Origin of the sequence: Nitratireductor aquibiodomus, from assembly GCF_900105565.1 — a bacterium.
Taxonomy (GTDB): Bacteria; Pseudomonadota; Alphaproteobacteria; order Rhizobiales; family Rhizobiaceae; genus Nitratireductor; species Nitratireductor aquibiodomus.
In genome coordinates, this window is record NZ_FNSL01000001.1 from 874273 (window position 1) to 900568 (window position 26296).

General features: G+C 60.8%; 29 protein-coding genes and 1 other RNA gene. 10 read left to right on the forward strand and 20 right to left on the reverse strand.

All coding sequences use genetic code 11. From position 1 onward, the window contains the following. Positions 1 to 122: 122 nt before the first annotated feature. The 5 genes from BLW55_RS04140 to BLW55_RS04160 all read right to left on the reverse strand — a co-directional run bounded on the left by BLW55_RS04140 (position 123) and on the right by BLW55_RS04160 (position 3927). Positions 123 to 413, reverse strand: coding sequence for a PilZ domain-containing protein (locus BLW55_RS04140; RefSeq protein ID WP_025030595.1), 291 nt, complete (start codon positions 411 to 413; stop codon positions 123 to 125). Between the two features lie 156 nt (positions 414 to 569). Continuing rightward, positions 570 to 1589, reverse strand: coding sequence for a ketol-acid reductoisomerase (gene ilvC, locus BLW55_RS04145; RefSeq protein ID WP_025030596.1), 1020 nt, complete (start codon positions 1587 to 1589; stop codon positions 570 to 572). A 48-nt stretch (positions 1590 to 1637) separates the two neighbouring features. Continuing rightward, positions 1638 to 2321 (reverse strand): TetR/AcrR family transcriptional regulator, encoded by a 684-nt coding sequence (locus tag BLW55_RS04150; protein WP_007007765.1) that lies wholly within the window; start codon positions 2319 to 2321, stop codon positions 1638 to 1640. A 168-nt stretch (positions 2322 to 2489) separates the two neighbouring features. Next, positions 2490 to 3071 carry a transglycosylase SLT domain-containing protein gene (locus tag BLW55_RS04155; RefSeq protein ID WP_007007764.1) on the reverse strand — a complete coding sequence of 194 codons (582 nt, stop codon included), beginning with the start codon at positions 3069 to 3071 and terminating at the stop codon, positions 2490 to 2492. A 115-nt stretch (positions 3072 to 3186) separates the two neighbouring features. Continuing rightward, on the reverse strand, positions 3187 to 3927 hold the full coding sequence (locus tag BLW55_RS04160) for a pyridoxine 5'-phosphate synthase (RefSeq protein ID WP_090326909.1): 741 nt from the start codon (positions 3925 to 3927) through the stop codon (positions 3187 to 3189). Between the two features lie 127 nt (positions 3928 to 4054). Here BLW55_RS04160 and BLW55_RS04165 point away from each other — a divergent pair, with 127 nt between their 5' ends. Together BLW55_RS04165 and BLW55_RS04170 are read left to right on the forward strand one after the other, a co-directional pair. Then, on the forward strand, positions 4055 to 4450 hold the full coding sequence (locus BLW55_RS04165; protein ID WP_007007762.1) for a SpoIIAA family protein: 396 nt from the start codon (positions 4055 to 4057) through the stop codon (positions 4448 to 4450). A 352-nt stretch (positions 4451 to 4802) separates the two neighbouring features. Next, positions 4803 to 5657: a DUF3179 domain-containing protein gene (locus BLW55_RS04170; protein ID WP_244423391.1), complete on the forward strand. Its 855-nt coding sequence runs from the start codon at positions 4803 to 4805 to the stop codon at positions 5655 to 5657. Positions 5658 to 5684: 27 nt separating this feature from the next. Here the strand turns inward: BLW55_RS04170 and BLW55_RS04175 are convergent, their stop codons facing one another. The 5 genes from BLW55_RS04175 to BLW55_RS04195 form a co-directional block, all read right to left on the reverse strand. Continuing rightward, positions 5685 to 6812: an ATP-dependent DNA helicase gene (locus tag BLW55_RS04175; protein WP_090326912.1), complete on the reverse strand. Its 1128-nt coding sequence runs from the start codon at positions 6810 to 6812 to the stop codon at positions 5685 to 5687. Positions 6813 to 6859: 47 nt separating this feature from the next. Beyond that, a complete protein-coding gene (locus tag BLW55_RS04180) occupies positions 6860 to 7357 on the reverse strand; it encodes a hypothetical protein (protein ID WP_007007758.1) in 498 nt (165 codons plus the stop codon). A gap of 384 nt (positions 7358 to 7741) precedes the next feature. Continuing rightward, positions 7742 to 8338: a LysE family translocator gene (locus BLW55_RS04185; RefSeq protein ID WP_007007757.1), complete on the reverse strand. Its 597-nt coding sequence runs from the start codon at positions 8336 to 8338 to the stop codon at positions 7742 to 7744. A 130-nt stretch (positions 8339 to 8468) separates the two neighbouring features. Further along, a complete protein-coding gene (ilvN, locus tag BLW55_RS04190) occupies positions 8469 to 9041 on the reverse strand; it encodes an acetolactate synthase small subunit (RefSeq protein WP_007007756.1) in 573 nt (190 codons plus the stop codon). Positions 9042 to 9124: 83 nt separating this feature from the next. Continuing rightward, the gene (locus BLW55_RS04195; RefSeq protein ID WP_090326914.1) at positions 9125 to 10927 is read right to left on the reverse strand and encodes an acetolactate synthase 3 large subunit; all 1803 of its coding nucleotides are present in this window, start codon (positions 10925 to 10927) and stop codon (positions 9125 to 9127) included. Between the two features lie 352 nt (positions 10928 to 11279). Between BLW55_RS04195 and BLW55_RS04200 the strand changes: the two genes are divergently transcribed. Further along, a complete protein-coding gene (locus tag BLW55_RS04200; protein WP_040664937.1) occupies positions 11280 to 13163 on the forward strand; it encodes an ATP-binding protein in 1884 nt (627 codons plus the stop codon). A 131-nt stretch (positions 13164 to 13294) separates the two neighbouring features. Here the strand turns inward: BLW55_RS04200 and BLW55_RS04205 are convergent, their stop codons facing one another. Next, a complete protein-coding gene (locus BLW55_RS04205; RefSeq protein WP_007007754.1) occupies positions 13295 to 14077 on the reverse strand; it encodes a GGDEF domain-containing protein in 783 nt (260 codons plus the stop codon). Positions 14078 to 14167: 90 nt separating this feature from the next. Next, entirely contained in the window at positions 14168 to 15103 is a 936-nt protein-coding gene (gene miaA / locus BLW55_RS04210) for a tRNA (adenosine(37)-N6)-dimethylallyltransferase MiaA (RefSeq protein ID WP_090326917.1), read from the reverse strand. A 30-nt stretch (positions 15104 to 15133) separates the two neighbouring features. On the opposite strand from miaA, the gene serB reads away from it, so the two are divergent. After that, positions 15134 to 16021 (forward strand): phosphoserine phosphatase SerB, encoded by an 888-nt coding sequence (gene serB / locus BLW55_RS04215; RefSeq protein ID WP_090326919.1) that lies wholly within the window; start codon positions 15134 to 15136, stop codon positions 16019 to 16021. Then, on the forward strand, positions 16018 to 16581 hold the full coding sequence (locus tag BLW55_RS04220) for a GNAT family N-acetyltransferase (protein WP_090326922.1): 564 nt from the start codon (positions 16018 to 16020) through the stop codon (positions 16579 to 16581). Before serB ends, BLW55_RS04220 begins: the two co-directional genes overlap by 4 nt. 64 nt (positions 16582 to 16645) lie before the next feature. Here the strand turns inward: BLW55_RS04220 and BLW55_RS04225 are convergent, their stop codons facing one another. From BLW55_RS04225 to BLW55_RS04255, 7 genes are all read right to left on the reverse strand, one after another. Then, on the reverse strand, positions 16646 to 18145 hold the full coding sequence (locus tag BLW55_RS04225; RefSeq protein ID WP_090326925.1) for a DegQ family serine endoprotease: 1500 nt from the start codon (positions 18143 to 18145) through the stop codon (positions 16646 to 16648). A 173-nt stretch (positions 18146 to 18318) separates the two neighbouring features. Then, positions 18319 to 18504: a DUF2065 domain-containing protein gene (locus tag BLW55_RS04230; protein ID WP_007007749.1), complete on the reverse strand. Its 186-nt coding sequence runs from the start codon at positions 18502 to 18504 to the stop codon at positions 18319 to 18321. 12 nt (positions 18505 to 18516) lie between these two features. Further along, on the reverse strand, positions 18517 to 19446 hold the full coding sequence (hflC, locus tag BLW55_RS04235) for a protease modulator HflC (RefSeq protein ID WP_007007748.1): 930 nt from the start codon (positions 19444 to 19446) through the stop codon (positions 18517 to 18519). Beyond that, entirely contained in the window at positions 19446 to 20552 is a 1107-nt protein-coding gene (gene hflK, locus BLW55_RS04240) for an FtsH protease activity modulator HflK (RefSeq protein ID WP_090326927.1), read from the reverse strand. The genes hflC and hflK overlap by 1 nt, the downstream gene beginning before the upstream one ends. Positions 20553 to 20699: 147 nt before the next feature. Next, on the reverse strand, positions 20700 to 21194 hold the full coding sequence (locus tag BLW55_RS04245; RefSeq protein WP_090326930.1) for a dihydrofolate reductase: 495 nt from the start codon (positions 21192 to 21194) through the stop codon (positions 20700 to 20702). Positions 21195 to 21208: 14 nt separating this feature from the next. Further along, a complete protein-coding gene (locus BLW55_RS04250; RefSeq protein ID WP_090326932.1) occupies positions 21209 to 22003 on the reverse strand; it encodes a thymidylate synthase in 795 nt (264 codons plus the stop codon). 158 nt (positions 22004 to 22161) lie between these two features. Beyond that, positions 22162 to 22473, reverse strand: coding sequence for a DUF2853 family protein (locus tag BLW55_RS04255; RefSeq protein WP_007007744.1), 312 nt, complete (start codon positions 22471 to 22473; stop codon positions 22162 to 22164). Positions 22474 to 22626: 153 nt separating this feature from the next. On the opposite strand from BLW55_RS04255, the gene ssrA reads away from it, so the two are divergent. After that, positions 22627 to 22994: a transfer-messenger RNA gene (gene ssrA, locus BLW55_RS04260) on the forward strand. A 117-nt stretch (positions 22995 to 23111) separates the two neighbouring features. Here ssrA and BLW55_RS04265 read toward each other — a convergent pair. Then, positions 23112 to 24317, reverse strand: a complete 1206-nt coding sequence (locus BLW55_RS04265) for a multidrug effflux MFS transporter (RefSeq protein WP_090326934.1) — start codon at positions 24315 to 24317, stop codon at positions 23112 to 23114. 177 nt (positions 24318 to 24494) lie between these two features. Between BLW55_RS04265 and BLW55_RS04270 the strand changes: the two genes are divergently transcribed. The 4 genes from BLW55_RS04270 (at position 24495) to BLW55_RS04285 (ending at position 26276) form a co-directional block, all read left to right on the forward strand. Next, the gene (locus BLW55_RS04270) at positions 24495 to 25196 is read left to right on the forward strand and encodes a TetR/AcrR family transcriptional regulator (protein WP_081784688.1); all 702 of its coding nucleotides are present in this window, start codon (positions 24495 to 24497) and stop codon (positions 25194 to 25196) included. An 86-nt stretch (positions 25197 to 25282) separates the two neighbouring features. Then, positions 25283 to 25849, forward strand: coding sequence for an SspB family protein (locus tag BLW55_RS04275; RefSeq protein ID WP_007007742.1), 567 nt, complete (start codon positions 25283 to 25285; stop codon positions 25847 to 25849). 2 nt (positions 25850 to 25851) lie between these two features. Then, a complete protein-coding gene (locus BLW55_RS04280; RefSeq protein WP_007007741.1) occupies positions 25852 to 26049 on the forward strand; it encodes a DUF4169 family protein in 198 nt (65 codons plus the stop codon). Further along, positions 26046 to 26276 carry a ribbon-helix-helix domain-containing protein gene (locus BLW55_RS04285; RefSeq protein WP_090326936.1) on the forward strand — a complete coding sequence of 77 codons (231 nt, stop codon included), beginning with the start codon at positions 26046 to 26048 and terminating at the stop codon, positions 26274 to 26276. The genes BLW55_RS04280 and BLW55_RS04285 overlap by 4 nt, the downstream gene beginning before the upstream one ends. Positions 26277 to 26296: the final 20 nt, after the last annotated feature.

Genomic DNA, 26296 nt, shown 5'->3' on the forward strand with positions numbered 1-26296 from the left:
CCATAATTTTAAATCAAGCAGTCAAATGGAAAACATGACGCGAGAAATCTCTGCAGGATACAGCGCTTGCGAGCCTTTGAAGTGGCAGGCAGCGGGATGATCTCGCTAGCCCACTTCAAAGTTCAATCAAATGCCACGCCGATCTCCGTCAGGCTTCGCCAGCGGATAACCGCCGGGCGCACGCGGTCGCTGCCTTCGATCTCGACGTAAACCTCATCGGGAATGGCACAGATATCGCCAAAGCGGATGCGGGCGCCGTCTTCATTCAGGTCGAGAACGACCCCAGGGAGCATGCAGCTTCCATTGTTCCAGAAAAGCCTGGCGCGGCGCTCGACATCTTCACGCGCATGCTCGCGCCGCTCGGTGTGAACCGGGTTTTCGGGACCTGTGGGCTTTTCCGTATCCGACATCATCCTTGCCTCCTCAAGGGCAACCTTCCCATGAGGCTTCTGTAGCTAAAAACGTGCCAGAAACCTGTTTCATCCCGAAACAGGTTTCGCACCGATCAGATACAAAAAGAAAAGGCCGCGGGCGATGCCGCGGCCTTCTGTCTGAGAATTTGGAAAAGATCAGTTCTTTTCCTTGTCCACCAGCTTGTTCTTGGAAATCCAAGGCATCATGCCGCGCAGCTTCTCGCCAACTTCCTCGATCGGATGCTCGTCGTTCAGGCGACGGGTCGCCTTGAAGCGGGCCGCACCTGCGTGCCACTCCTGCATCCACTCGGTGGTGAAACGGCCGGACTGGATGTCGTGCAGAACGCGCTTCATCTCTGCCTTGGTCTCTGCCGTGATGATACGCGGGCCGGTGACATACTCGCCCCACTCTGCGGTGTTGGAGATCGAGTAGTTCATGTTGGCTATGCCGCCCTCATAGATGAGGTCGACGATCAGCTTCACTTCGTGCAGGCACTCGAAATAAGCCATTTCCGGCGCGTAACCGCCTTCAACCAGCGTCTCGAAGCCGGCGCGGATGAGCTCGACCAGGCCGCCGCACAGAACGACCTGCTCACCGAACAGATCCGTCTCGCACTCTTCGCGGAACGTGGTCTCGATGATGCCCGAACGGCCGCCGCCAACGCCGCAGGCGTAGGAAAGGCCGAGGTCCAGCGCATTGCCGGAAGCATCCTGGTGAACGGCAACCAGGCACGGCACGCCGCCGCCCTTCTCATATTCGCCGCGCACGGTGTGGCCCGGGCCCTTCGGCGCAACCATCAGCACGTCGACGGTCTTCTTCGGCTCGATCAGGCCAAAATGCACGTTGAGGCCATGCGCGAAGGCAATGGCCGCACCGTCGCGGATGTTCGGCGCGATCTCGGAATTGTAGATGCCGGCCTGCAGCTCGTCGGGCGTGGCCATCATCATCAGGTCGGCCCAAGCGGCTGCCTCGGCCACCGACATCACCTTGAGGCCATCGGCCTCGACCTTCTTGGCGGTCGCAGAGCCCGGACGCAGTGCCACGGCGATGTCCTTGGCGCCAGAATCCTTCAGGTTCAGCGCGTGGGCGCGGCCCTGGCTGCCATAACCGATAATGGCGACCTTCTTGCTCTTGATGAGATTGAGATCGGCATCGCGATCGTAATACACCCGCATACTCAGTTCCTTTCCTGATCCAACTGACTGTTGTCCGTTTTCGACTGCCTAGACCCTGTCCCGGCCGGTCGTCTCTTCTTTTCGCACTCCGAAGAGAACGAAAAACTGCTCCACCGCCTCCTCTGCGAGCGCGGCGTAATTCTCCGGCTGGCGTACGCCGGCCTCGCCCAGAAGCATGCGCACATGAAGGTCGCGCACGATCAGGCCATAGAATGTGTGATAGGCAGCATCGCGGTCGCCATAGGCGATCAGGCCGCGCTGCCGGCCCGCCTCCAGAAGCGCGCCCGCGCGCTTGTCGATGCCATGTCTGCCCCGCTCAATGAGAAGCGCGCCCAGCCGGCTACCCTCGCGGCTCGCCTGCCCGATGGCCAGCCGGTTGAGCGCCAGCGATACATCGCCCCCCAGAACCTGCAGAAGATCATTGGCGAAATCCACCAGATGCGTGCGAAAGCGCCCATGGTCGAGCTTCTCGCCGCCGTCGATCCGTGCGCGCACCTTGCTCGCCTGATGCGCGATCATCGCGGCCAGAAGCCCGTCGCGGTCACCAAACCATTTATAGAGGCTTTCCTTGGAGCAATTGGCCGCCCGCGCCAGCCCTGCGGTCGTCAGCGCGCGTTCACCGCCCTCCACCAGCAGCCCGAGCGCCTTGTCCAGCACCGCGCGCTGGCGCGGCGTATAGTCATCCTGCATTTCCGGCATGTGGCGCACGAAGGTTTCTGTTCCCGCTCTCATATCGTACCGTACGGTACGGTTCTGTCACACGATCCGCAGGATTGCAAGCTGGTTCGTGGGTATCATCGCCGCACTTCGGGAAAATGCGCTGGAATGAAACACGGAGCCCCGCATTGAGTTGGTGCGGGGCACAGGATCGTTTCTATTCGGGGTACCAGGTGGCGGGCATCAACGCCCGCACTGCCGCATCTGCTGACCATACTGATTGGCCATGCCAGCGGCCTTTCGGGCGGATTTCTGCATCTGCGGATTGTTGCGCCAGACACCCCGCCGATAGCCCGCATGCCCGGCATAGTAGTTGAGATAAAGCCCGTAGGCATCGTTGAGCGCCACGCCATTGGTGCGGTTGCTGGTCTGGTGATACCAGCCGACGAAATCCACCGCATCCGCAAAGCTCGTGCGCCGCGCCATCACATTGCCCGTCTCGCGCCTGTAGCGCTCCCAGGTACCGTCGAGCGCCTGCGAATAGCCATAGGCGCTGGAAGCGCGCTTCCACGGGATGAAGCCGAGCAGCTTGCGGCGTGGCGGGCGCGCATCGGCATCGAAGCCGGATTCGATCCGGATCGTGGCCATCAGCACCTCCGCCGGCACGCCATATTTGCGCTCGGCGCGCCTGGCCTCCGTATACCAGCCGCCAAAGAAGCCCTGCTTCTGGTCGAAGACGGAACAGACATTGTTGATGCTGCGCGGCGTCGAGGCACAGCCTGCCAACGCCAGCGCGAGCAGCACGGTCACTGCAACGATACGCATGAAAACACCTCAAAACCCACCCCATGCATAGGTCAGGGAATCCTAAGAAACCCTGTCCATGCGCGTTAACGGTCTGGGCAAAGCCGTGACCATTTGCGGGCGATTTGGAGGTAAATCAGCCCTCGCAGGCGCGGATGAAGCGGCGCACGGTTTCGGCCATGCCGTATTCCAGCGCATCGGCGGTGAGCCCGTGGCCGATGGAAACCTCGCAGAGTTCCGGCATGCGGCGCGCAAGGGCTGAAAGATTCGCCACCGTCAGATCGTGACCGGCATTGACGCCCAGCCCGTGCGCGGCAGCGGCGTCCGCCGTTTTGCCGAGCTTTTCCAGTTCGATAGCAGCCTTTTCGGAATCATCATGGCAACCGCCATAAGGGCCCGTGTAGAGCTCGATCCGGTCCGCCCCGAGTGCCGCCGCCGCCGGCACCTGATCGGGATCAGGGTCGGCGAAAAGCGAAACGCGAAAGCCCTGCTTTTTGAGCCGCGCGATGATGGGTTTTAGAAAATCGCCCTGCCCGGCAAAGTCCCAGCCATGGTCGGAGGTGGCCTGCGCCGGATCATCAGGCACCAGCGTCACCTGTTCGGGCTGGTTCTCCTCGACAAGCATCAGAAAGTCTTCCGTGGGAAACCCCTCGATATTGAACTCCCGGTCGGGAAATTCGTCATCGAGCAGCGCGCGGATTTCCGGCACGTCGGAAAACCGGATATGGCGCTGGTCCGGGCGCGGATGCACGGTCAGCCCGCAGGCGCCCGCCTCAAGCGCGATGCGGCCAAACCCGGTCACACTCGGCCATGGCAGGCCACGCCGGTTGCGCAGCATTGCGACAGCATTGAGATTGACGGAGAGTTTTGCCGGCATTGTTGCGTCCCGCTTTTCTGTTGCGCTCGATGCATTACCATCGCTCCATACCGCGTTCGGGACGGAACGGACAGGCCCAGATCGCGTTGTCGAGAAAGGCAGGCTGGAAAGCCGTCAGGAGCAGACCATGACCGTCAACGACAATCCTCCAAATGTGCGGCGCATCGAGACGAGCCGCGACGATGCCTACGCCTTCGAGATCGTCGGCCACATTACGGCAGCCGACATGGAAAACCTCTACGGCCTGCTCGAAGGCGCCTACGAAGTGCATGACAGGATCGACGTGCTTGTCATCATCCACGACTATGAAGGTTTCGACTGGCAGGCCGCCTTCAAGGAGCAGACGATGATCGGCAAGACCAACGCACTCAAGCATATCCGCAAATATGCAGTGGCTGGCGGACCGGCCTGGATGGGCACGACCATCGCCTTCTTCCGCCCGTTCTTCTCCATGGAGATGGAGTACTTTCCCTATGAAAAGGTGGAAGAGGCGTGGAAGTGGCTGGGCGCGGAGCCGAGCTAGGGTCGGGACCCATTGATACGGCTTGACCGGCCTGCCCCTGAATGGCTCGCCGGGCGGAGAGCTTCACCACGCAAAGGTGATTGGTCTGTGAAGCTGAGCCATGCTGACATGCTCGCTACCGCGCAGCGCCCTTTGTGCGTCCGAATGGACGCACGGTGCTCGAGAGCAATTCCAGGAAAAGTGGAAGTGCTCCAGATGGGCAGACACCCGGGAGTTCCAAAACGTCACGCTAAAGGTAATGCGACTTGCAGTCCCCGCTATCACCGTCGCTTTTCTCGCCCTCCTTGCCAATGGAGCCACGGCGGATCCTGCACGATGGAAAAGCGAGGGCTGGAAGACCGATTTTTCGCGGATGTCTGTCCAACATGAGGAAATCCGCTCAGGTGGCCCGCCCCGCGACGGCATCCCGTCCATCGACAATCCCCGTTTTAGCCCGGCGTCGAGCCTGACCGATCTCGCAGACCGTGAACCGTTGATCCAGCTCGTCATCAACGATACCGCACGAGCCTACCCGTTGCGGGTCCTGACCTGGCACGAGATCGTCAATGATGAAGTCGAAGGCCGGCCCGTCGCCGTGACATACTGCCCGTTGTGCAACGCTTCCATCGTATTCGACCGTCGGCTGGAAGGCCGCGTACTGGAGTTCGGCACCACGGGGAAACTCAGAAACTCCGATCTCATCATGTATGACCGTGAGACGGAAAGCTGGTGGCAGCAATTCACCGGAACCGCCATCGCCGGTGAACTGGAAGGACAGAAGCTCTCCCTCATACCGTCACGCATTGTGTCTTTCGCCGCGTTCCGGCAGGCACATCCTGATGGCGCGGTTCTCGTTCCGGGCGATCCCGCCTTCCGGGATTATGGACGCAACCCCTATCGCGGCTATGACAGTTCTGCGGTCCCGTTCCTGTATTCGGGGGAGATGCCGGAAAACATTCCAGCCATGGCGCGGGTGGTGGTGATACGCGCACCAGAGGGCCCTGTCATTGTTAGCCTCGAAAGAGTAAGGCGGAACGGGTTCTCACAGGACGGGTACAGCATTGTCTACATAGAGGGCGTGGCCTCCGCGCTCGATACCGGCGACATCGCACAGGGGCGTGAGGTGGGCACGGTGCGTGTGACGCATGACGGCAGGGATGTCGCCCATGACATCACCTTCGCGTTTGTCGCCCACGCTTTTCACCCGGACGTATCGATCATCGACTGAGGCACCGAAAGAGGTCCGGTGACCGCTCTATCGCACGATGGTCAAGCGCTCGGAGGCGCGGGTGATCGCCGTGTAAAGCCAGCGCTGACGCGTATCGCGGAAGGCGTAGCTCTCATCGAACAACACCACCTCATCCCACTGCGAACCCTGCGCCTTGTGAACGGTCAGCGCATACCCATAGTCAAAGTCGTCGAACCGCTTCTTCGTCTGCCAGGGTATGTCCGCGCCCGGATCCTCGAAGGCCGCCTTAAGGAGCTTGATTTTGGCGACACCGCGATCGGGATCGTCTTCCTCGGGCGAGACCAGAAGGTTGATGCCGGGTTTTACCGTCTCCTTGGAAGAGGTCATCACCTTCCAGAGCGACCCGTTCAACAGACCCTTGGCCGGATCGTTGCGCAGACAGACCAGCTTGTCCCCGGCCTGCGGGTACTCGGCATCAAACCCTTTCAGCTCACGCAGGCGCTGGTTGTAGCGCCGGCGGGTGCGGTTGGTGCCGACAAGCACCTGATCGGCCGACAGCACGAGATCCTGGTCGACTTCGGCCTTTGAAATCACCTTGGCCGCGCCATAATCGCCATGGGAAATCTCGCGTCCCTCGCGCACGTCGAGTGCAAGCTGGATAATCGGATTGTCGCGCGCCTGACGGTGGATTTCCGTCAAAAGGTGATCCGGTTCGTGCTCGGTGAAAAACCCGCCGCCCGAGATCGGCGGAAGCTGGCCGGGATCGCCCAGCACCAGGATCGGCGTTCCGAACGACATCAGATCGCGGCCAAGCGCCTCGTCCACCATCGAACACTCGTCGATGATCACCATGGCCGCCTTGGCAATGGGGCTCTGGCGGTTGAGCGAGAAAGTCGGCGAAATGGACGTGCGGCCCGTCACCTCGTCCTCCACCTCCTCCTCGCCGCGCGGGCGATAGATCAGCGAATGGATGGTGCGTGCATTGGTGGCCCCGCGCGAGCGCAGAACCTGGGCCGCCTTGCCGGTGAAAGCGGCAAACTGGACATCGCCATCCACGTGCTCGGCGAAATAGCGCGCCAGCGTGGTCTTGCCCGTTCCGGCATAGCCGAACAGACGGAAAATCTGGCTCTGACCGGCCTTCAGCCAGCTTGCCACGGCGTTCAGCGCCGCATCCTGTTGCGGGGAGAATTCCATCCAGCCCAGAAAGCAGATTCGCCATCGTCTGAACAGGCCGCAGCGCTCTATTGATACGGTGTCAGGTTTCGGCCGGGCCAGGTGGTGACAGGGGGCTCGGGCATGACGTCTTCATCCAGATGGCTCGTAACATAAAAGACATCATGCCAGAGCTCGTCATCCCCACCGTCATTCAGAACCCGAAGCATCACGAGATAGCGTTTGCGGGCCCTCACCCCGCAGACAGGCGGCGAACGCAGACTGTATCGCCTGCGCCAGCGCTGGACCCGCTCGCGCACGACATAATAGCCGTTGCCGGCCGGGTCTTCGAAATCCGCCTCGATGATCATGCCGTGTCGCAGCGGTCGAACTTGCTTAACGGAAAGATCGTAGTGGATCTCCGCCGTGTTGTGATCGACGGTAAACCCACCGCCCACCACATCGAGCAGAGGCCTCTTGTCGGGCGGTTCATGGATTATCCAGCCGATGGCAAACAAGAGGAGAGAGAGCGCGAATACGGACAGGAACAGCCGCCACGTCACCGTGGCTTCATCGAGCTTCGCCATCCGACCACTCCGCCACGCTGCGTGGAGAAATAAGATAGCCGGCTAATTAAAGATATGCAAGTTGACGGTGTGGTCGGTCCGGTTCCGTTACCGGCAGGTTTCGTTGTCTCGGATTCGATCTAGGGTCAGGACCCATCAATATGGCGGCAATGGTCGGCCTGATTTGTGCGGATACGCGAAGCAGGACCGCAGGAAGACTTCACGTCTTTCAAGGACTTGCGACAAAGTAGCCCGTGCAAATCAGGTCGATCCGAAGGACGCTCGATAGTCCGGCGACCTGCCGCGTCAAACCCCTTGACCGGGGGAAGACCCCGCTCTGCGGGCTTCTCCTTGCATCTCTTGGTCTATCGAACGCCATTGTGATCATATTAATGGGTCCTGACCCTAGCGCAGCATTGGCCAAAGCGTTGCGGCCAGCGCCACACCCATGGCGATGTTGAACCATTTGAGGCGGACGGGATCGGCCAGAAAACCGCGCAGGGCGACGCCGAAGCCGGCCCAGACGGAAACGCTTGGAAAATTGACGACGACAAAGGCGAGCGCCACCAGAAGAACGGTGAGAAATGGTGCAGCCGGATCCGTGTAGACCGCCATCGCGGTCAACGCCATGACCCAGGCCTTCGGGTTGACCCACTGAAAGGCGGCAGCTTCCAGAAACGTCATCGGCTGGGACTTGCTGTCGCCCCCCTGACTGAGGGCCCGCGACATGGCGATGCGCCACGCAAGATAGAGCAGGTAAGCCCCCCCGGCGACTTTCAGCACCACATGAAGAGCCGGCATGGCCGTAAGCACCGCGCCGAGGCCGAAGCCAACAGCCAGAAGCAGCGAGGCAAATCCCCCTGCAATTCCAAACATGTGCGGAATGGTGCGCCGAAAGCCGAAATTTACGCCGGAAGCCAGCAGCATGAAATTGTTGGGCCCCGGCGTGACCGAGGAAACGAAAGAAAAAATCAGCAAGGCAAGGAAGACGTCGGGCGACATCCGTTTGCTCCCAGGCAGGAATCCGACAGAGGGTTTGAATGTCAGTATTATTGACCCGGTTTCCGGCGCAGGCCATTTGAAACTTGTCACCCTGCGCCGAAAAATTGTCCCTTCCGCTGCCGGGAGGCCTCTACATGCCCTCCGGCCCGCGGTTCATCGCTGCAACGCCGGTGCGGCAGACCTCAACAAGGCCAAGCGGCTTCATGATGGCGATGAACTGCTCGATCTTGGAAACGCGCCCCGTGATCTCGAAAATGAAGTGCTCCGTATTGGCGTCGATCACCTGCGCGCGGAAAGCATCGGCCAGACGGAGCGCCTCTACGCGGTCATCGCCCTGTCCCCTCACCTTCACCAGCGCAAGTTCGCGTTCCATCGGGCGATCATGGCCACGCTCGTCGGCGACGACTGAAAGATCGATCACCCGGTGAACGGGCACGATACGCTCAAGCTGATGCTTGATCTGTTCGAGAACGTGGCCCGTACCGCGCGTCACAATGGTGATGCGCGAGAGATGCCGCTCGTGCTCCGTCTCAGAAACGGTCAGGCTGTCGATGTTGTAGCCCCGGCCGGAAAACAGACCGATGACGCGGGCAAGAACGCCCGGTTCGTTGTCTACCAGAACCGCCAGCGTGTGCGTTTCGGCGGCTTCGGTCTCCTTGGTAATGAAATAGGCAGAGCCGGTGGGTTGTAGCTGCGCGTTCATTGCATGAATCTCTTTTGCAAAACCATCTTGTAACTGACTGAAAACAAAGCACCTTTCCGACCTGACAAGGCGCTCCGGCCCCGTCAGACCAGTTGCCGGCCCTTTTCGTCGATCGCGTTGGCGACCGCCTCGTCGCTGGCCTCGTCGGGAAGCAGCATCTCATTGTGCGCCTTGCCGGACGGGATCATCGGGAAGCAGTTGGCGAGTGCCGCAACGCGGCAGTCGAAGATCACCGGCTTGTTCACCTCGATCATCTCGCGGATGGCATCGTCCAGCGCCGCCGGCTTGTCGCACATGATGCCGTGGCAGCCATAGGCCTCAGCCAGCTTGACGAAATCGGGCATCGCCTCGGTATAGGAGTGCGACAGGCGGTTGCCGTGCAGAAGCTGCTGCCACTGACGCACCATGCCCATATACTGATTGTTCAGGATGAAGATCTTGATCGGCGCGTTGTGCTGGACCGCCGCACTCATCTCCTGAATGGTCATCTGCACCGAGGCATCGCCGGCAATATCGATCACCAGCGCATCGGGATGCGCGATCTGAACGCCCAGCGCCGCCGGGAGACCATATCCCATCGTGCCCAGGCCACCCGACGTCATCCAGTGATTGGGCGCTTCGAAGCCGAAATGTTGGGCGGCCCACATCTGGTGCTGACCGACTTCGGTCGTGACATAGACGTCCCGATCCCTGGTCAGTTCGTAGAGCCGCTGGATCGCGTATTGCGGCATGATCACATCCTCGTTCGGCCTGTAGGCCAGAGAATCGCGTGCCCGCCAAATATCGATCTGCGTCCACCATGGCTTGAGCGCGGCCTTGTCGGCCTTGGCCGTCGCACGCCACAGGCGCACGAGATCCTCGAGAATCCGGCCGGCGTCACCGATGATCGGCACGTCGACGCGGACATTCTTGTTGATTGAGGACGGGTCGATGTCGATGTGAATCTTGCGTGAGTTGGGAGAGAAAGCGTCGAGGCGTCCGGTGATGCGGTCGTCGAAACGCGCGCCGATACACAGCATCACGTCGCAATCATGCATCGCCATATTGGCTTCATAGGTGCCGTGCATGCCCAGCATGCCGAGCCAGTTGTCGCCGGAAGCCGGATAGGCACCCAGCCCCATCAGCGTCGAGGTGATCGGAAAGCCGGTCAGTTCCACCAGTTCGCGCAGGAGATGGCTCGCCTCGGGGCCGGCATTGATCACGCCGCCACCCGAATAGATCACCGGCTTTTTGGCATGTGCCATCAGTTCGATCGCCGCCTTGATCTGGTTGATGTCGCCCTGCTCCTGCGGGCTATAGCTGGTGCGTGGCGCCGTCTGCGGCGGCGTGTATGTCCCCTTGGCGAACTGGATGTCCTTGGGAATGTCCACAACGACAGGACCGGGACGCCCCGTGGTCGCCACATGAAAGGCTTCGTGGATGATCGCCGCAAGCTGGTTCACGTCCTTCACCAGCCAGTTGTGCTTGGTGCACGGGCGGGTGATGCCGACCGTGTCGCACTCCTGGAAAGCATCGGAACCGATCAGAGCGGTCGGCACCTGGCCGCTGATGCAGACAAGCGGAATGGAATCCATCAGGGCGTCCTGCAGCGGCGTCACAGCATTGGTGGCGCCCGGCCCCGAGGTCACCAGCATGACGCCGGCCTTGCCGGTGGCGCGCGCATAGCCTTCAGCCGCGTGACCTGCCCCCTGCTCATGACGCACGAGAATGTGCCGGACCTCTTCCTGCTGGAAGAGCTCATCATAGATGGGAAGCACCGCGCCGCCCGGATACCCGAAAATATTCTCGACCCCGTTATCCCTGAGCGCCTGCACGACGATTTCAGCCCCCGTCATCTCGTGATGGGCGGATGCATCCGCTGCTGGCTCCGACACTGCCTTGTTCATCTTGGTCTTTCCGTTCTGTCTGCCGGCCCATTCTGTCAACCGGCGAAGTTGGTTTAGCCGCCCGCTGCCCCCAAGGAAACACCGGGCCAATAAAAAAGGCCCCCGAAGGAGCCTGTGTTTCGCGCATGGGAGCTTTCGCCAGACGGCTACGCCGCCTTGCCCATGCGCCTTCCTACGATAAGAATGTTTCCTGTCATCATGGCTGCGCACAATAAGGTTGCTTGGCCGCCCCGTCAACCGGCTTGAGCAGACCAGTTGAACGGTCCTGTTTACCCCGCCTCAACCATCCGCAAACACAGGGTCTTAACCTTGTACGGCTATGGTTGGGGATTAGGGATAACGGGGTGGCATGATGTTTGTGGAAGGTGGAACAACGCAGGGTGAAACCACGTCGCAGGAACGACGCGCAGCCGATCAGCCGCGCAGGCGCCTGCTCGGCCATGTGGTTCACTGCGATGGCGCCCGCGCCACCATTGCCGCCGATACCGAGATCGACGAGCCCGGCCAGTCAAACCACTGGACCGTCGGCAAGATGATTTCCATTAACATGGGCGCGACCCGCACCGTCGGCCTCGTCTATGCCGTCGAACGGCCGCAACACCGCTGGCGCGACGGCGAGGCCAACCCCATAGCAATCTCCGTCGAACTGGTCGGCGAAGTCCGCGACCGCGGCGCCGAACCGGTTTTCGATCGGGGCATCACCGAATACCCGCATATTGGCGCGCCCGCCCATCGCATCCGCTCACGCGACCTGCAGGCGGTCTACGATCTTGCCGGGCGCCAGCAGGCGGTCATTGGCAAGCTGTCGCAGGATGAAGCCATTGACGCCTGCATCGCCGTTGACGACACGCTCAACCGCCACTTCGCGGTGGTTGGCACAACGGGCGTTGGCAAATCCTCCGCCGTCTCGCTTCTGCTGCGCAAGACCATTGCCTCCCGGCCTGATCTGCGCGTGCTGATCCTCGATCCGCACAACGAATTTGCGTCTGCCCTGCCCGAACACGCCGTTCGGGTCGACACGAACACGCTTGACCTCCCATTCTGGCTGTTTCGCCTCGAAGAATTGGTCGAGGTTCTGTTCCGGGGCCGCGAACCCGTCGCCGAAGAGGTGGAACTTCTCCGCGACCTCATTCCCAATGCAAAGCATCACTACCGCAACCCGGGCAGCGCGGCTGCTCTGCGACGCAACAATGATGGCGGCGGTCTGACAGCCGATACACCTGTTCCCTATAGGATGGCCGACGTTCTCAAGGAGATTGACGAACGGATCGGCCTGCTCGAAAACAAGGTGGAGCGACCGCTCTACCGCAGCCTCAAGGTGCGCATCGAAGCGGCCATCAGCGATCCCCGCTACCGCTTCATGTTTGCGGCGCGGGTCATTGAGGATACGATCCACGAAACGATCGGCAGGCTCTTCCGTGTTCCCAGCCATGGCAAGACGGTGACCTGTTTCGAGATGGCCGGCATGCCGCCGGAGGTGGTAAACTCCGTTTGTTCGGTCATGGCACGTCTCGCCTTTGACCTTGCTCTATGGAGCGAGGGCAAGCTCAATCTTCTGGTCGTCTGCGAAGAGGCTCACCGCTACATGCCGGCCGACCCACGGCTCGGCTTTGCGCCCACCCGGCATGCGCTGGCGCGCATCGCCAAGGAGGGGCGTAAGTATGGCTGCTATCTCGGTGTGATAACCCAGCGCCCCGGCGAGCTCGACCCGACGGTGCTCTCACAGTGCTCGACGGTGTTCGCCATGCGGCTTGCCAACGATCAGGACCAGGCGATCATCCGCTCGGCAATTGCGGATTCGTCCGCGTCCATGCTCTCCTTCCTGTCTGCCATGGGCCGACGCGAGGCCATTGCATTTGGCGAAGGTGTGGCGACCACCATGCGCATGAAGTTCGAAGCCCTGCCGCCTCACGCTCTGCCGGGCGTCCGGGACACCGAAAAGCAGAAGGTCTCGAACCCCGAGGAAATCGACCGGGCGGTGGACCTGGCCTCAATCGTCAGTCGCCTGCGCGATACCGGACGCTCGATGCGCACACAGGTGGAGACAGCGCCCAACATCGGCGCTCCAGTTCCCGCCGGAATGCAGGCTGGCGACCGGGGGTATGCCCCGGAGCCGTCCGAAACCACGGCGCATTTGCGACCGGCCCCTTCCGCACCTGTGTCCCATGAGGCTCCCGGCAGCAGCCGCTATGCAGGCGTGACACCCCAACCGCGGGGCAAATTCGGAACCCGCTGACGGGCGCGCCCCCTCTCCATTCCGAACGCCGGCCAGAGAGCTCATATCGCTACGGTTGGCATAGGCGCACGCAGGCGCAGGCCACGTGAAACTGGCACCCGAAACCCGTTGAAGAAAAGAGCGGTTGCCGGTCAGGCGCAGACGCGGTTGCGTCCCAGACGTTTGGCCTCGTAGAGCATCTTGTCGGCACGGCGATAGAACTCTTCAGCCGATTCGCGACCGTTCCAGATCGACAGCCCGACACTGATGGTGACGCGGATGTTCACGTTCGATGACTCGATCGTCAACGCGTCGACCGCTCGGCGAATGCGTTCAGCCAGCTTCACCAGCGATTGATTGTTCATGTTTGGAGCAACGATGGCAAATTCCTCGCCCCCCATGCGCGCCACCACATCGTGATAGCGAGTCAGATCCTTAAGGCACCGCGCCACCGCGCGAAGCACCTCATCGCCCACATCGTGACCATGTGTGTCGTTGACCTGCTTGAAGTGATCGAGATCGAGCACCATCAGGCCGACCGGCTTTTCGATGCGGCGGAATTCCTGCAGATACTCACGCAGTGCATCGTCGAAGAAACGGCGGTTCTGCATTCCCGTGAGGCTGTCGGTTAGCGCGGCATGCTGGAGGGATTCGGATCGCGCACTCAGCGTCTCCGTCATCGCCCGCAGCTTCCCCTCCTCCTGCACCTGGGTGCGGATCAGCGGGTAAATGAAGAACATGCCGAAGATAGTGGCCGTGGCGAGCAGCACACCCGTAATGAACAGAAGCTGGATGAAACTTCCGAGATCCTGAGGGACAGGAAAAGTGGTGATACCCGAGCGCAGCAGCCAATAGGCATAGGCAAGCATTCCTCCCGCTCCGAGAACGAGCGAAATGAATACAAAAAACGCCGACTCCGCTTTGTGGAAACGCATGCTGGCCCCGAACGACACCCTTTGCGCCGTTCTCGCACAGTCTCACTTACGCAAGGTTAATCTCCACAGGTAGAACTGACAGACTTTGGACTATTCCAGATTGTTTCTTATAAGCTTGAGAAGTTCATCGGCTGATCCTGCTTGCGACCCGATCGGAAGCCTTAGCCAGTCCTCGTCAAGCTGATGCCGAAACCAGGTTGCCTGCCGCTTGGAATAGCGCCGCGTGGCCGTTTTCGCCCGCATGATGGCATCTTCCAGAGAACACTCGTTTCGCAGATATGCGGCCAGTTCAGGGACCCCGATCGCCTTCATCGCCGGCAGGGCAGCGGAAAGATCGAGTGCGAGCAGAGACCGCACCTCGTCGAGCGCCCCCTCCTCGACCATGCTGTCGAAGCGGCGCTCTATGCGTTCGGTGACAAAAGCGCGCTCGGGTTCAAGCACAATACAGGTGCATTCGCTTTTTTTGACCAATGGCACCGTCGTCTCATTCTGCCACGTGCTCAGCGCTCTGCCGGTTGCGTCGTGAACTTCCAGCGCCCGCGTGATGCGCTGCCCGTCCGTGACACCTATTGCCTCTGCGGCGGCGGCATCGCGTTCCGAAAGAAGGCGATGAAGCGCTTCCGGTCCTTCGTCCAGAAGCCGCTGCCGCCAATGGTTTCGTATGTCCTCGGGCACTGGTGGCGTCGGTGCGATCCCATCGAGGAGTGCACGAAAATAAAGCCCCGTGCCGCCAACGAAAATCGGGCGACGGCCTGAAAGACTGCTCTTTTTTGCAAGCGCTGCCACATCCTCCAGCCAGGCGCCGGTCGAATAGGCGACGGAAGGCGGCACGTGGCCGTAAAGATGGTGCGGAACCCTGGCGAGATCGTCCGCGCCCGGTCGGGCCGAAAGGACGCGAAGCACATCGTAAACCTGCATGGAGTCGGCATTGACGATCACCCCGCCCGTTTCCATGGCCAGGCGCAGCGCCAGCGCGGACTTGCCGCTGGCGGTTGGCCCAGCTATCAGGATCGCATCATTCAGCATCCCCGCCACCCAACACTCCGGAAAGCACTCATGTCCCTCGTTGCCACACTCATCTCCCATCCGGCGAAGCGCGTACTCACACCGGACGTTGCGACTATGGCCATGAAGGCGCTCGATGCAAGCGCGATCGACTGGCTGGGGGAAAACCTTGCCTGTGACATCGCCCTGAAGCCCGGACTGGAGATCGCGGCAACAGAAGCCCTCCTGCGTGAATCCCTTGCCGGCGCCCCCGTGGACGTGGCGGTGCAGGAAGCGGAAGGCCGGCGCAAAAAAATGCTGATTGCCGACATGGACTCCACCATGATCGACCAGGAATGCATTGATGAGCTGGCCGCCGAACTTGGGCTGAAAGACGCCGTTGCCGCGATCACCAGCCGCGCCATGAACGGCGAAATCGACTTCGAACCGGCTCTGGAAGAGCGCGTTGCCCTGCTCAGGGGCCTTCCCCTCGACGTGATCGACAGCGTGATCGAGGAGCGCATCACGCTTGCCTCTGGCGGTCCGACGCTTGTTGCCACCATGAAGGCAGCCGGCGCGTTCACCGCGCTCGTTTCAGGCGGGTTTGAACAGTTCACCGGTCCCGTCGGCGATAAGCTCGGCTTCCACACGCAGCAGGCAAACCGGCTTCTCATAGAGGAAGACAAGCTTAACGGCAAGGTCGCAAAACCCATTCTGGGCCGCGCGGCCAAAGCGGAAGCGCTCGACCGTTTCGCCGCCGAGCACAGCCTGACACGGCGAGAGGTTCTGGCTGTTGGCGACGGTGCAAACGACCTCGACATGCTGGGGTTGGCCGGGCTTGGCGTGGCCCTTCATGCAAAGCCTGCCGTCGCCGCTCAGGCGCGCGTGCGCATCGACCATGGCGATCTGACGGCGCTTCTCTTCCTTCAGGGCTATCGCGAAACGGAGTTCGTCACATGAAACCGTTGGAGACCGACCGTCTGATACTTCGTGACTGGTGCGAGGAAGATCGCCCCTTCTTTCATCGCGTCAATTCCGACGAAACGGTGATGGAGTTCTTTCCGTTTCGCCGCAATCGGGAAGAAGCGGACGCGATGATGGACTTCATCCGTGAAGGCATCGCGCAAAACGGCTTCGGTTTCGCTGCAGCGGCGCTGAAGGAGACCGGCGAGCCAATCGGCTTTGTCGGTCTGCACCGGCCTTCGGGCCTTTCCAACCTGCCGGAAGGGACAATTGAGATCGGCTGGCGTCTGGCTCCAGAGTTCTGGGGCAAGGGATATGTGACGGAAGCCGCCCGCGCCTGGCTCGCATACGGCTTTGAAACGCTTGGCCTCGATGAAATCGTCTCCTTCGCTGTGGTCGACAACGACCGCTCCATCGCCGTCATGCGCCGCATCGGCATGCGCCATGATCCGGCGGGCGATTTCGATCACCCGAGCGTCCCGGACAGCCACCCACATCTCAAACCGCATGCACTCTACCGGCTGTCACAGGCAGATTGGCGCGCCCGGCAGGGATAACGAAACGGCCCGGTTGCAATCGCTTCCGGGCCGTTTTTATATCTGCTGCAATATTGTTGAGGGGTCAGTCCATCCGCAGTGTCACGAAGCGCAGCTCCCCGTTCTTGGAAGCGAGCATCAGAAGCGCGTTGCGGCGGCCCTGCCCTTTCAGTTCCTCCAGTCGGTCCAGAGCCTCCTTCGGGGTCGAGACGGTGGCCTGAGCGATTTCCACAATCACGTCGCCTGCCGTCACACCCTTTGTGGAAGCGGGCGAATCCTCATCCACTTCGGTGACGACGACACCATTAACGTCGGCGGAAATCTCGAACCGTTCGCGCAGCTCGTCATCAAGTGCCGCCATGTGCATGCCAAGAACGGCTGCAGATGACACCACGTCTCCCTCGCCTTCGGATTTGTCTTCCTTGGTTTCAGCGGAGGCCAGTTTTTCACTGTCTTCCAGCCGTCCGAGCGTCACCCGCACGGTCTCTTCCTGGCCCTTTCGCACAACCGTGACGTCGACTTCCTTGCCAACCGGGCTCTCGGCCACAATGCGTGGCAGCTCACGCACATTCTCGACGGCCTTACCGTCAAACTCCACGATCACGTCGCCGGGCTGAATGGAGCCATCGTCCACCGGACCACCTTCGATGACGCCGCTCACCATCGCTCCCATGGCTTTTTCCATGCCCAGGCTTTCGGCGATTTCATCGGTGACTTCCTGAATACGCACGCCAAGCCAGCCGCGCCGCGTCTCGCCGAATTCGCGCAACTGATCGACCACCTTGATCGCCAGTGCAGAAGGAATGGAGAAGCCGATGCCGATGGAGCCGCCGGTCGGCGAAATGATGGCCGTGTTGATGCCGATCACCTCACCGTCCATGTTGAACAGCGGGCCACCGGAATTGCCACGGTTGATGGCCGCATCCGTCTGGATGAAATCGTCATAGGGACCCGACCCGATTTCGCGGTTGCGCGCCGAGACGATGCCGACCGTCACCGTGCCGCCAAGACCGAACGGGTTGCCGATTGCCATAACCCAGTCGCCGATCCGCATCTTGTCGGAATCGCCGAACGGAACATCCTGCAGCTTGCGTTTGCTGGCATCGACCTTAAGCACCGCGAGGTCGGTTTTGGTGTCGACGCCCAGCAACTCGGCGTCGAGTTTGCCACCGTCGGTGAAATTGACCACGATTTCGTCGGCGCCGGAGATGACATGATTGTTGGTAACGACGATGCCTTCTTCCGCATCGATCACGAAGCCGGAACCAAGGGACTGCGCCTGTCGCGGCTCATGATCGTGTTCAGGCTCGTCCTGGAAGAAATCGTCGAAAAACTCCTGCAGCGGTGAGCCTTCCGGCAGCTTGGGCAGCGGGACACGGCCCGACGCACCGCCACCGGTGGAGCGGGAAGTGGAGATGTTGACCACCGCGCCGGCAAGCCGCTCAGCAAGGTCTGCCACCGAAGCCGGGCCTTCCGCCCGCGCCTGCTGGCTCAGGATCACCGGCGTCGAGGTGAGGCCGCCCAGCGCAATCAGAGCGGCCACTGGTGCCACCCGCGTGGCGCGTAAAATCTTCGTCGGGATCATTGAGAGCATTTCTCCAGATGGCTTGCGTGGTGGAACGGCCCGTAGTCGGAATGGAATCTTAGGCGGAACACTGCCCGAATTCCATTAACAGGCATTTCACAACTGCATGATCGAGCCTGATTACGGCACGTTTGCGGCCCGCATGGAGTTTCCATACGGGCCGCAAATTAGATTTATCCTCGAACGAGCCAGACCACGACCACCCCAAGAACCATGGCGGTGATACCGGCCGTGCGCAAAGCGCTGTCCGGCATGTCGAGAACCTGTTCGGCAAGCCGCCTGGCCAGCCTCGGCATGCCGCCATAGACCAGGCCCTCGATAACGAGAACCAGGCCCAGGGCGGCGATGAAGTCGCTCATTCCAGCCGCCGGTTACTGGCCGGCGGTCGCGCCCTGCGCGGCCGGTGCAGAGCTACGCGCGCCACCACCGCTCGAGTCGTTGAAGAAACGGAAAAACTCCGAATCGGGCGACAGAAGCATCGTGGTTCCGCTCGGGTCGAGCGCCTGCTGATAGGCATTCATCGAGCGATAGAACTCGAAGAAATCCTCATCGCGCGAAAACGCCTCGGCGAAGATGCCGTTGCGCTCCGCTTCGCCTTCACCGCGCAGGATCTCCGACTCGCGCTGGGCAGCCGCCAGGATTTCGACGACCTCACGGTCAGCACGGGCGCGAATGCGTGCAGCAGCCTCGCGGCCGCGTGCGCGCAGACGCTCGGCTTCTGCCAGACGCTCGGCCTTCATGCGGTCGTAGGTCTGTTGCGAGACCTCCGCTGTCAGATCGGTCCGACGAATACGCACATCCTCGATTTCAAGTCCGAGCGAAGCCGCGGCAGGCCGCAGTTCTTCGGCAACTTCACGCATCATCGATGCACGCTCTTCCGAAAGCGCCGCCTCGAAGCCACGAAGACCGTAGACACGACGCAGGGCAGCATCGAGACGCGTGCGCAGACGCTGCTCGGCCAGCGCAACACTGCCCGAAACAGTCTGTCGGAAACGGCGGGGGTCGTTGATCGAATAGGCGATGAACGCATCCACTTCGTAGAACTTGCCGCCCGAAACCTGCACGCGGATGTCATCGAGATCGAAGCGCAGGATGCGGTCTTCTATGATCTGGACATTGTCCGCCTCGAGGAATGCGAAAGGCAGTTTGAAGTAGAGACCGGGTTCGGTCTTCACATCGACGATTTCACCGAAGCGAAGGACGATGGCCTGCTGCCGCTCGTTGACGACGAAGATCGCCGAGTAGACCAGGAAGAGCAGAACCGCGCCGATAACGACGAGTATGGGAAGACGGTTGGACATCAGTTGCTCCCTCCCGCGGTTCCACGCGGCTGCTGCTGCGATTGCTGGCGAAGTTCGGGCAAGGGCAGATAGGGCACCACACCGGGGCCGCCATTCTGCTCGACAATCACCTTGTTCGAACCCTGCAGCACGCCTTCCATCGTCTCCAGGAAGAGACGCTTGCGCGTCACCTCGGGAGCCTTGGCGTATTCATCATAAACGGAGATGAAGCGCTGCGCCTCACCTTCGGCTTCCTGAACGACACGATTCTTGTAGGCGGCCGCCTCTTCACGGATCTGCGCGGCTTCACCGCGCGCCTGGCCGAGCTTCTGGTTGGAGTACTGGTTGGACTCCTCGACAAAGCGGTCTTCATCCTGCTCGGCGCGCTGCACCTCGTCGAACGCGTCAGCCACTTCGCGCGGCGGTGCGGCATCCTCGATCGAAAGGGCATTGACCGTCAGCCCCGTGCCGTATTCGTCGAGCGCGGTCTGGATGGTCAGGCGCACATCTTCTGCGATGCCCTGGCGGTCGTCACGGAAGATGTCCTGCGCCGGACGGCGCCCAACCACCTCACGCATGGCGCTCTCTGCCACCTGGCGAAGCGTCTCGTCGGGATTGGCGACGTTGAACAGGTAGGCGGAAGGATCAGCGACCTGATAGGCCACGGAAAACTTCACATCGACGATGTTCTGATCGCCCGAAAGCATAAGGCCGCTCGAAGCCCCGCCCCGCGTCTGGCCGATATCGACAAGCCGTTCGGCAACGGATGCCTTCTCGACGGTCTCGATCGGCCACCAGTGGAAATGCAGGCCCGGCTCGGAAAGCTCCGGCTTCGGCTTGCCGAAACGCAGCTCAACCGCCAGTTCGTCCGGCTGCACCGTGTAGACGGACTTGAAAAGCCACAGACCTGCCAGCGCGATCAGCACCAGGCCGATCATCGCCGGGCTGATCCCGCCGCCACCGGGCAGCGCGCTCTTCAGGCGATCCTGGCCACGCTTGATGATCTCTTCCAGATCGGGCGGAGATCCCTGCGGTCCATTCGGCCCACGCGGCCCCTGATCCCAGGGGCCTCCGTTATTGCCGCCGCCCCAAGGGCCGCCTCCGCCACTTTGATTGTTCCAGGGCATTCTTGTTCCTTTTCTCGATCCGGGTTCCGTCCGCCGAGGACAGCTCTCCCATCCGGTCAGTTATAGGTAGCAGCAAATCCTCTTTCAACGCGGCAGCCCGCCGCGTTTCCCACTCTTTCAGCGAAAAGAGAGCCCTGCCCTGCCTCTTCAGCGTCGTTGGTAGACCACATAGGAGGTGGCGTAAACGTCCTTTTCGCCGGCAGGCACCTCCTCGCGAGACACCTCCTCCCAGATTTCAGGGTCAATTTCAGGGAACACGGTGTCCCCTTCGATCTGCGCATCCACATGGGTGACATGCAGGCGGTCGGCCTTGTCGATCGCTTCCGCGTAGACCTGCCCGCCGCCGATGACACAGACATCTGCACCCGCCTCGCCACCTGCGGCAAGTGCAAGCGCGACATCAAGCGATGACACGCATTCAGCGCCTTCGGCCGTATAGTCCGCCTGCCGCGTGACGACGATGTTGCGCCGCCCCGGCAATGGCTTGCCAATGCTGTCCCAGGTCTTGCGCCCCATGATTACGGGCTTGCCCATGGTGATGGCCTTGAAGCGCTTGAGATCGGTCGAAAGCCGCCATGGCAGATCGCCGTCACGCCCGATCACCCCGTTTTGCGCCATCGCAACGACCAGTTCGACACTCATCAGACCCTCCCCGGTCAAACCGCGATCGGCGCGCGGATCGACGGATCCGCCACATAGCCATCAAGCCGGAAATCCTCGAACCGGAAAGCGAAGAGATCGGTGACATCCGGATTGATCCACATCGTCGGCAGCGGCTTCGGCGTCCGCGTCAGCTGCTCGCGCGCCTGATCGAAATGGTTGGAATAAAGATGTGCATCGCCCAGCGTATGCACGAAATCGCCAGCGCGCAGCCCCGTCACCTGCGCCACCATCATGGTAAGAAGCGCGTAGGAAGCGATGTTGAAGGGCACGCCGAGAAAAATATCCGCGGAGCGCTGGTAGAGCTGACAGGAGAGCCGCCCGTTGGCCACATGAAACTGGAACAGACAGTGGCATGGCGGCAGCGCCATGGAATCGACCTCCGCCGGGTTCCAGGCCGAAACCACATGCCGCCGCGAATGAGGGTTGTCACGCAGGCCTTTCAGAAGCGCCGCAATCTGGTCGATCTGCCCGCCATCAGGTGCCGGCCACGAACGCCATTGCGCGCCGTAGACCGGGCCGAGATCGCCGTTCTCATCCGCCCATTCGTCCCAGATCGAAACGCCGTTTTCTTTCAGATAACCGATGTTCGTGTCGCCCTTCAGAAACCACAGCAGCTCGTGAATGATCGAGCGCAGGTGCAGCTTCTTGGTGGTGAGAACCGGAAACCCCTGCTCCAGATCGAAACGCATCTGATGGCCGAAAACGCCGCGTGTACCGGTTCCCGTACGGTCGTCACGGTCGACGCCGTTTTCGAGGACATGGGAAAGAAGATCGAGATACTGGCGCATGGCGGTCCGATTCGGGCTGGCGTTATCGCCGCATCATAAAGCAGGCTACCGGCACGAAAAGTACAGGCACTGCGAATATCGGTCTCGTCCACACGCGCAAATGAAAACGCCCCCACCCGGCAGGGAGGAGGCGTTTGGAGGTCAGGTCGCGTGGCGGCTCAGAGGCTGGACAGTTTGCCCAGATGTTTTGCCACAAGATAATAGAAGGTCACACGGCCCTTCGAATTGTCGCCGGACATCGTCTCGCAGACCTTTTCGATGATGGAATCGCATTTCGCGCCGTCGGTTTCGCCGAGCTTCTTCATGCACCAGCTCTCGCGCACGCGATCGAGTTCGCTGGAATCGCTGCAAGAGACCAGAGACGAGTCCCTGTTGCGCAGCGCGATGCCAAGATGCTTCACGATCTTGTTGACGGTCTCTTCGTCAGCGGTTGCATCATATTTGCGGACATCCGCGAGATAATCGGCCATGACTTTTCCCTCGTTTCAAATCGTGGGCCCCCTTCGACACGATCCGGCCACCAACGCAACCTCAACGTTTGCCAAAGTTCCTTCCCACACCGTTGCAGACATTCCGCAAAGCATGACGTCAAGTCAATGCCGAAACGCCTTTTCGCCAGAATCCCCCTTTTCTTGGTGCGGCTGCCCCACTATATTCGCTTCGTCGGCTTGACCGACTATGGCGATAAACTGACGGTGTAATAAACCATTCGGACCCGGGGGCAGTGCCCGGCGCCTCCACCAGAAACCGCCCGGGGCAATCAGCCCGCAGACGGCTTCTGATGGGGGCGAAACAGGATCGACGAGGGTGTAAAGATCGGACTTTCGCTCGGCATGATACCACCGTTATCGGGTCAAACCAGTAGTTGCAAACGACAACTATGCGGAGGCACGTCTCGCTGCTTAATGCGGTGCGACAGCTTCACTTAAACTCCTGAGGGTTCGCACTTTCAGGCGGGGTTCGAAGGCACCTGGCAACAGAAGCCTTCACTTTTCCCTTTATTCGAATTTATGAGTTTCCGCCCTCCCGGCAGGCGTCAGCCTTTTGCGCGAAAAAGAAAGGGCGCCCGAGCGCCCTTCCAGAACCAACCTGTCAGGCACACCCGACCTCACTCTGCGGCAGCCCTCGCAGGCTGTTCATCGCGTCCCAGCGTCAGATGGGTCAACGCAAGCGCAAGCACGGCACACACGGCAATGCTGGTCACCATCGGCAATGGCGTTCCGTCAAAGAACAGGCCCGAGATAGCCATCGCCATGGCCCCGATGGCAAAATGCAGTGTTCCCATAAGCGCCGAGGCCGTGCCGGCTATGGTGCCATGATCATCCATCGCAAGCACCGAAGTCGTCGGAATGACCAGGCCCAGGAACCCGTAGCCAACGAAAAGAAACGAAGCGAGCACCCAGAGTGACTGCAGGCCGGATGCCATCACCGCCAGCAGGGCCACAATAGTCGTCGCATATGAGATGACCGCAACCCTCACCACTCGGCGCAGTCCATAACGCTCGGTCAACCGCCCGGTAAGCTGCGACATGGTGAAAAACGCCACCGCATTCATGGAAAAGAACACGCTATAGAGCGTCGGCGTAAGCCCGTAGTGGTCGATCAGCACAAACGACGAATTCGACAGATAAACGAAGAAGCTGGAAATGCCGAACCCGCCGATAAAGGTCAGGCCCATGAATTTCCGGTCGCCCAGGAGAAAACGATACCCGGCGAGCGCGCTGCGCAGCGAACTCCCCTTCCGTTCCCCGACGGGCCTTGTCTCCTTCAGGGCAGTCGCCAGAAGGAAAACACCCAGGACTGCCGCAATGGTCACCGACCAGAACACCGCCCGCCAGCCGAGGGTGGCGATGATCACGCTGCCCGTGAGCGGCGCCAGAATGGGCGAGATCGAGAAGACCAGCATCAGGAGAGACATCAGCCGGGCCGCTTCCGTTCCGGTGTGAAGATCGCGCACGACCGCGCGCGGCACCACCATGCCGGCCGACGCGCCCAGCCCCTGCAGGAAACGAAACGCGATCAGCATCTCGATGCTCGTCGCCAGCGCCGAACCGATGCTGCCGATGATGAAAACAGCCAGCCCCGCATAGAGCGGTGCTTTGCGGCCCACCATGTCGGAAATCGGCCCGACGATGATCTGCGCCAGTCCCATCGACAGAAAAAACACCAGAAGAGACATCTGCACCGCCACGGTGCCCGCATTCAGATCGGCGCCGATCGACGGTAGCGCAGGCAGATACATGTCGATGGCGAACGGCCCCACAGCGGTCAAAAGGCCAAGTACCAGCGCGATGCGCAGGAATCTCGAGGTCATGGATTTGCACTTTCAAAAAAGATGGCTGCCACAACGGGCGTCAAACCAAAGACGAAAGACTGGGGAGAGGCCCGACATGGCCCAGACATGGCAGAGCAAAAACAGCGCGGGCAACAAACCTGATCTTGATTGACTATATTTTTGGACAGCCTTGTCTAATATGTCAATCACACATATATGTTTTTCATGCATGTGATCAACGCTACTGACAGGCTCCCGACACGCGGACACGCCGCCAAGCGCCTGTCCATTCTGGAAGCGGGTGCACGGGTTTTCTGCCGAGAAGGCTATACGGGCGCGAACATCGACATGATCGCCGCCGAAGCCGGCGTTTCGCGGCAAACCGTCTACAATCACTATGGCGACAAGGACAGGCTTTTCGCCGCTGTGGTCACCGAAATCACCCAGCGTTGCAACGCACGCAGCTTCGAGGTGCTGGCGACCTTTCCGGATCAACCCGCGGACCTTGAAGACGAACTCATCGCCTTTGCCATGCGCCTGACGCAGAAATGCGTGTGCGACGAAGATGGCAAATATCTTCGCAAGCTCATTCAAAGCGAAGGGGAACGGCATCCTCACCTGTTTGCAGGCTGGCGCACGGAAGGACCGGGCAAGGTCTGGTCTGCACTGGCAGCCCGTTTCGCCCGTCTTGCCTATGCGGGGCATCTCGAACTTGACGACCCCGACGTCGCCGCACGCCAGTTCATCGCCCTGGTGAACGCCGAGCTCCATATCCCCGCCCTTTTTGGCGAGAAACTGGAAAACGACCAACTCCGGGAAGTAACCACCCGCGCGGTCAAAACCTTCCTGCGCGCCTACCGCAGGAACGGTAAAGAGGGCCAGGAAACGACCCGCGTCAGCAGGGCTCTCCCCGCCTGACGTAGCGGAACCCGTCTTTTGCCGGTTTACCTGAGCGCGGTCCTTGATTAGAGGTAGGTCAAAGATTCACAAACCGGTTCGCGTTGATGGCCGAAGACCGCATAAGATACGATATTCTCGCTCAGGACGCTCTACGCGGCGTGATGCGCAAGGTGCTGGCGGAAGTCGCGCGCACCGGACTGCCCGGTGAGCATCACTTCTTCATCACCTTTCTCACCAACGCTCCGGGTGTGCGCGTTTCCTCGCGCCTGCGCGAGCGTTATCCCGAGCAGATGACAATCGTATTGCAGTATCAGTACTGGGATCTCAAAGTGACCGAGACCGGCTTCGAGGTCGGCCTGTCCTTTGCGGATGTTCCCGAAATGCTGAGCGTGCCTTTCTCCGCCGTCCGGGGATTTTACGACCCGTCGGTGAATTTCGAGCTCGAGTTCGACGTAAAGCCGGAGCAGAGCGAACAGACGGCGGACATCACCGAGGTTCACCCGGAGAACACTTCGGAAGAACCGCAAAAGCCCGCGACAAAGAAGAAGCCTGCGAAAAAGGCCAAAAAGGACAAGGCGGAAGCCGAAGCCGAGCCCGTGCAGGAGGATGCGCCGGCATCCGAAAGCAAGGGGGCGGAAGTCGTCTCGCTCGACGCATTTCGGAAGAAGTGACCATGGGCGAACTGGTCAATCTCCGACAAAGGCGCAAACGCCGCGCCCGCGAAGAGAAAGAGCAGCAAGCCACTGAAAATCGCATCCGCCACGGCCGCACCAGAGGCGAGCGCGCACTGGAAGAGAGTGCGAAGGCGGGTCTGGTTGCACGGCTCGACGGACACAGGCGCGAAAAAAGCCGGGACAACGAACCCGAATGAGCCGGATCGCCAAGCGTTCGGTCAGCATTCGCGGCCACCGCACAAGCGTCTCTTTAGAAGAGCCTTTCCTGGAAGAACTGGAAGCGATCGCCCGACGCCGCAAGATGTCGCTTGCCGCACTCATAGCCGAGGTCGACGCCCGGCGGGACGAAGAATGCAATCTCTCTTCCGAACTCCGGCTCTACGTGCTTCACGACCTGAAAGCCCGGGCGTCCCGAACCGGCTGACCATCAGATCATCGGACCGA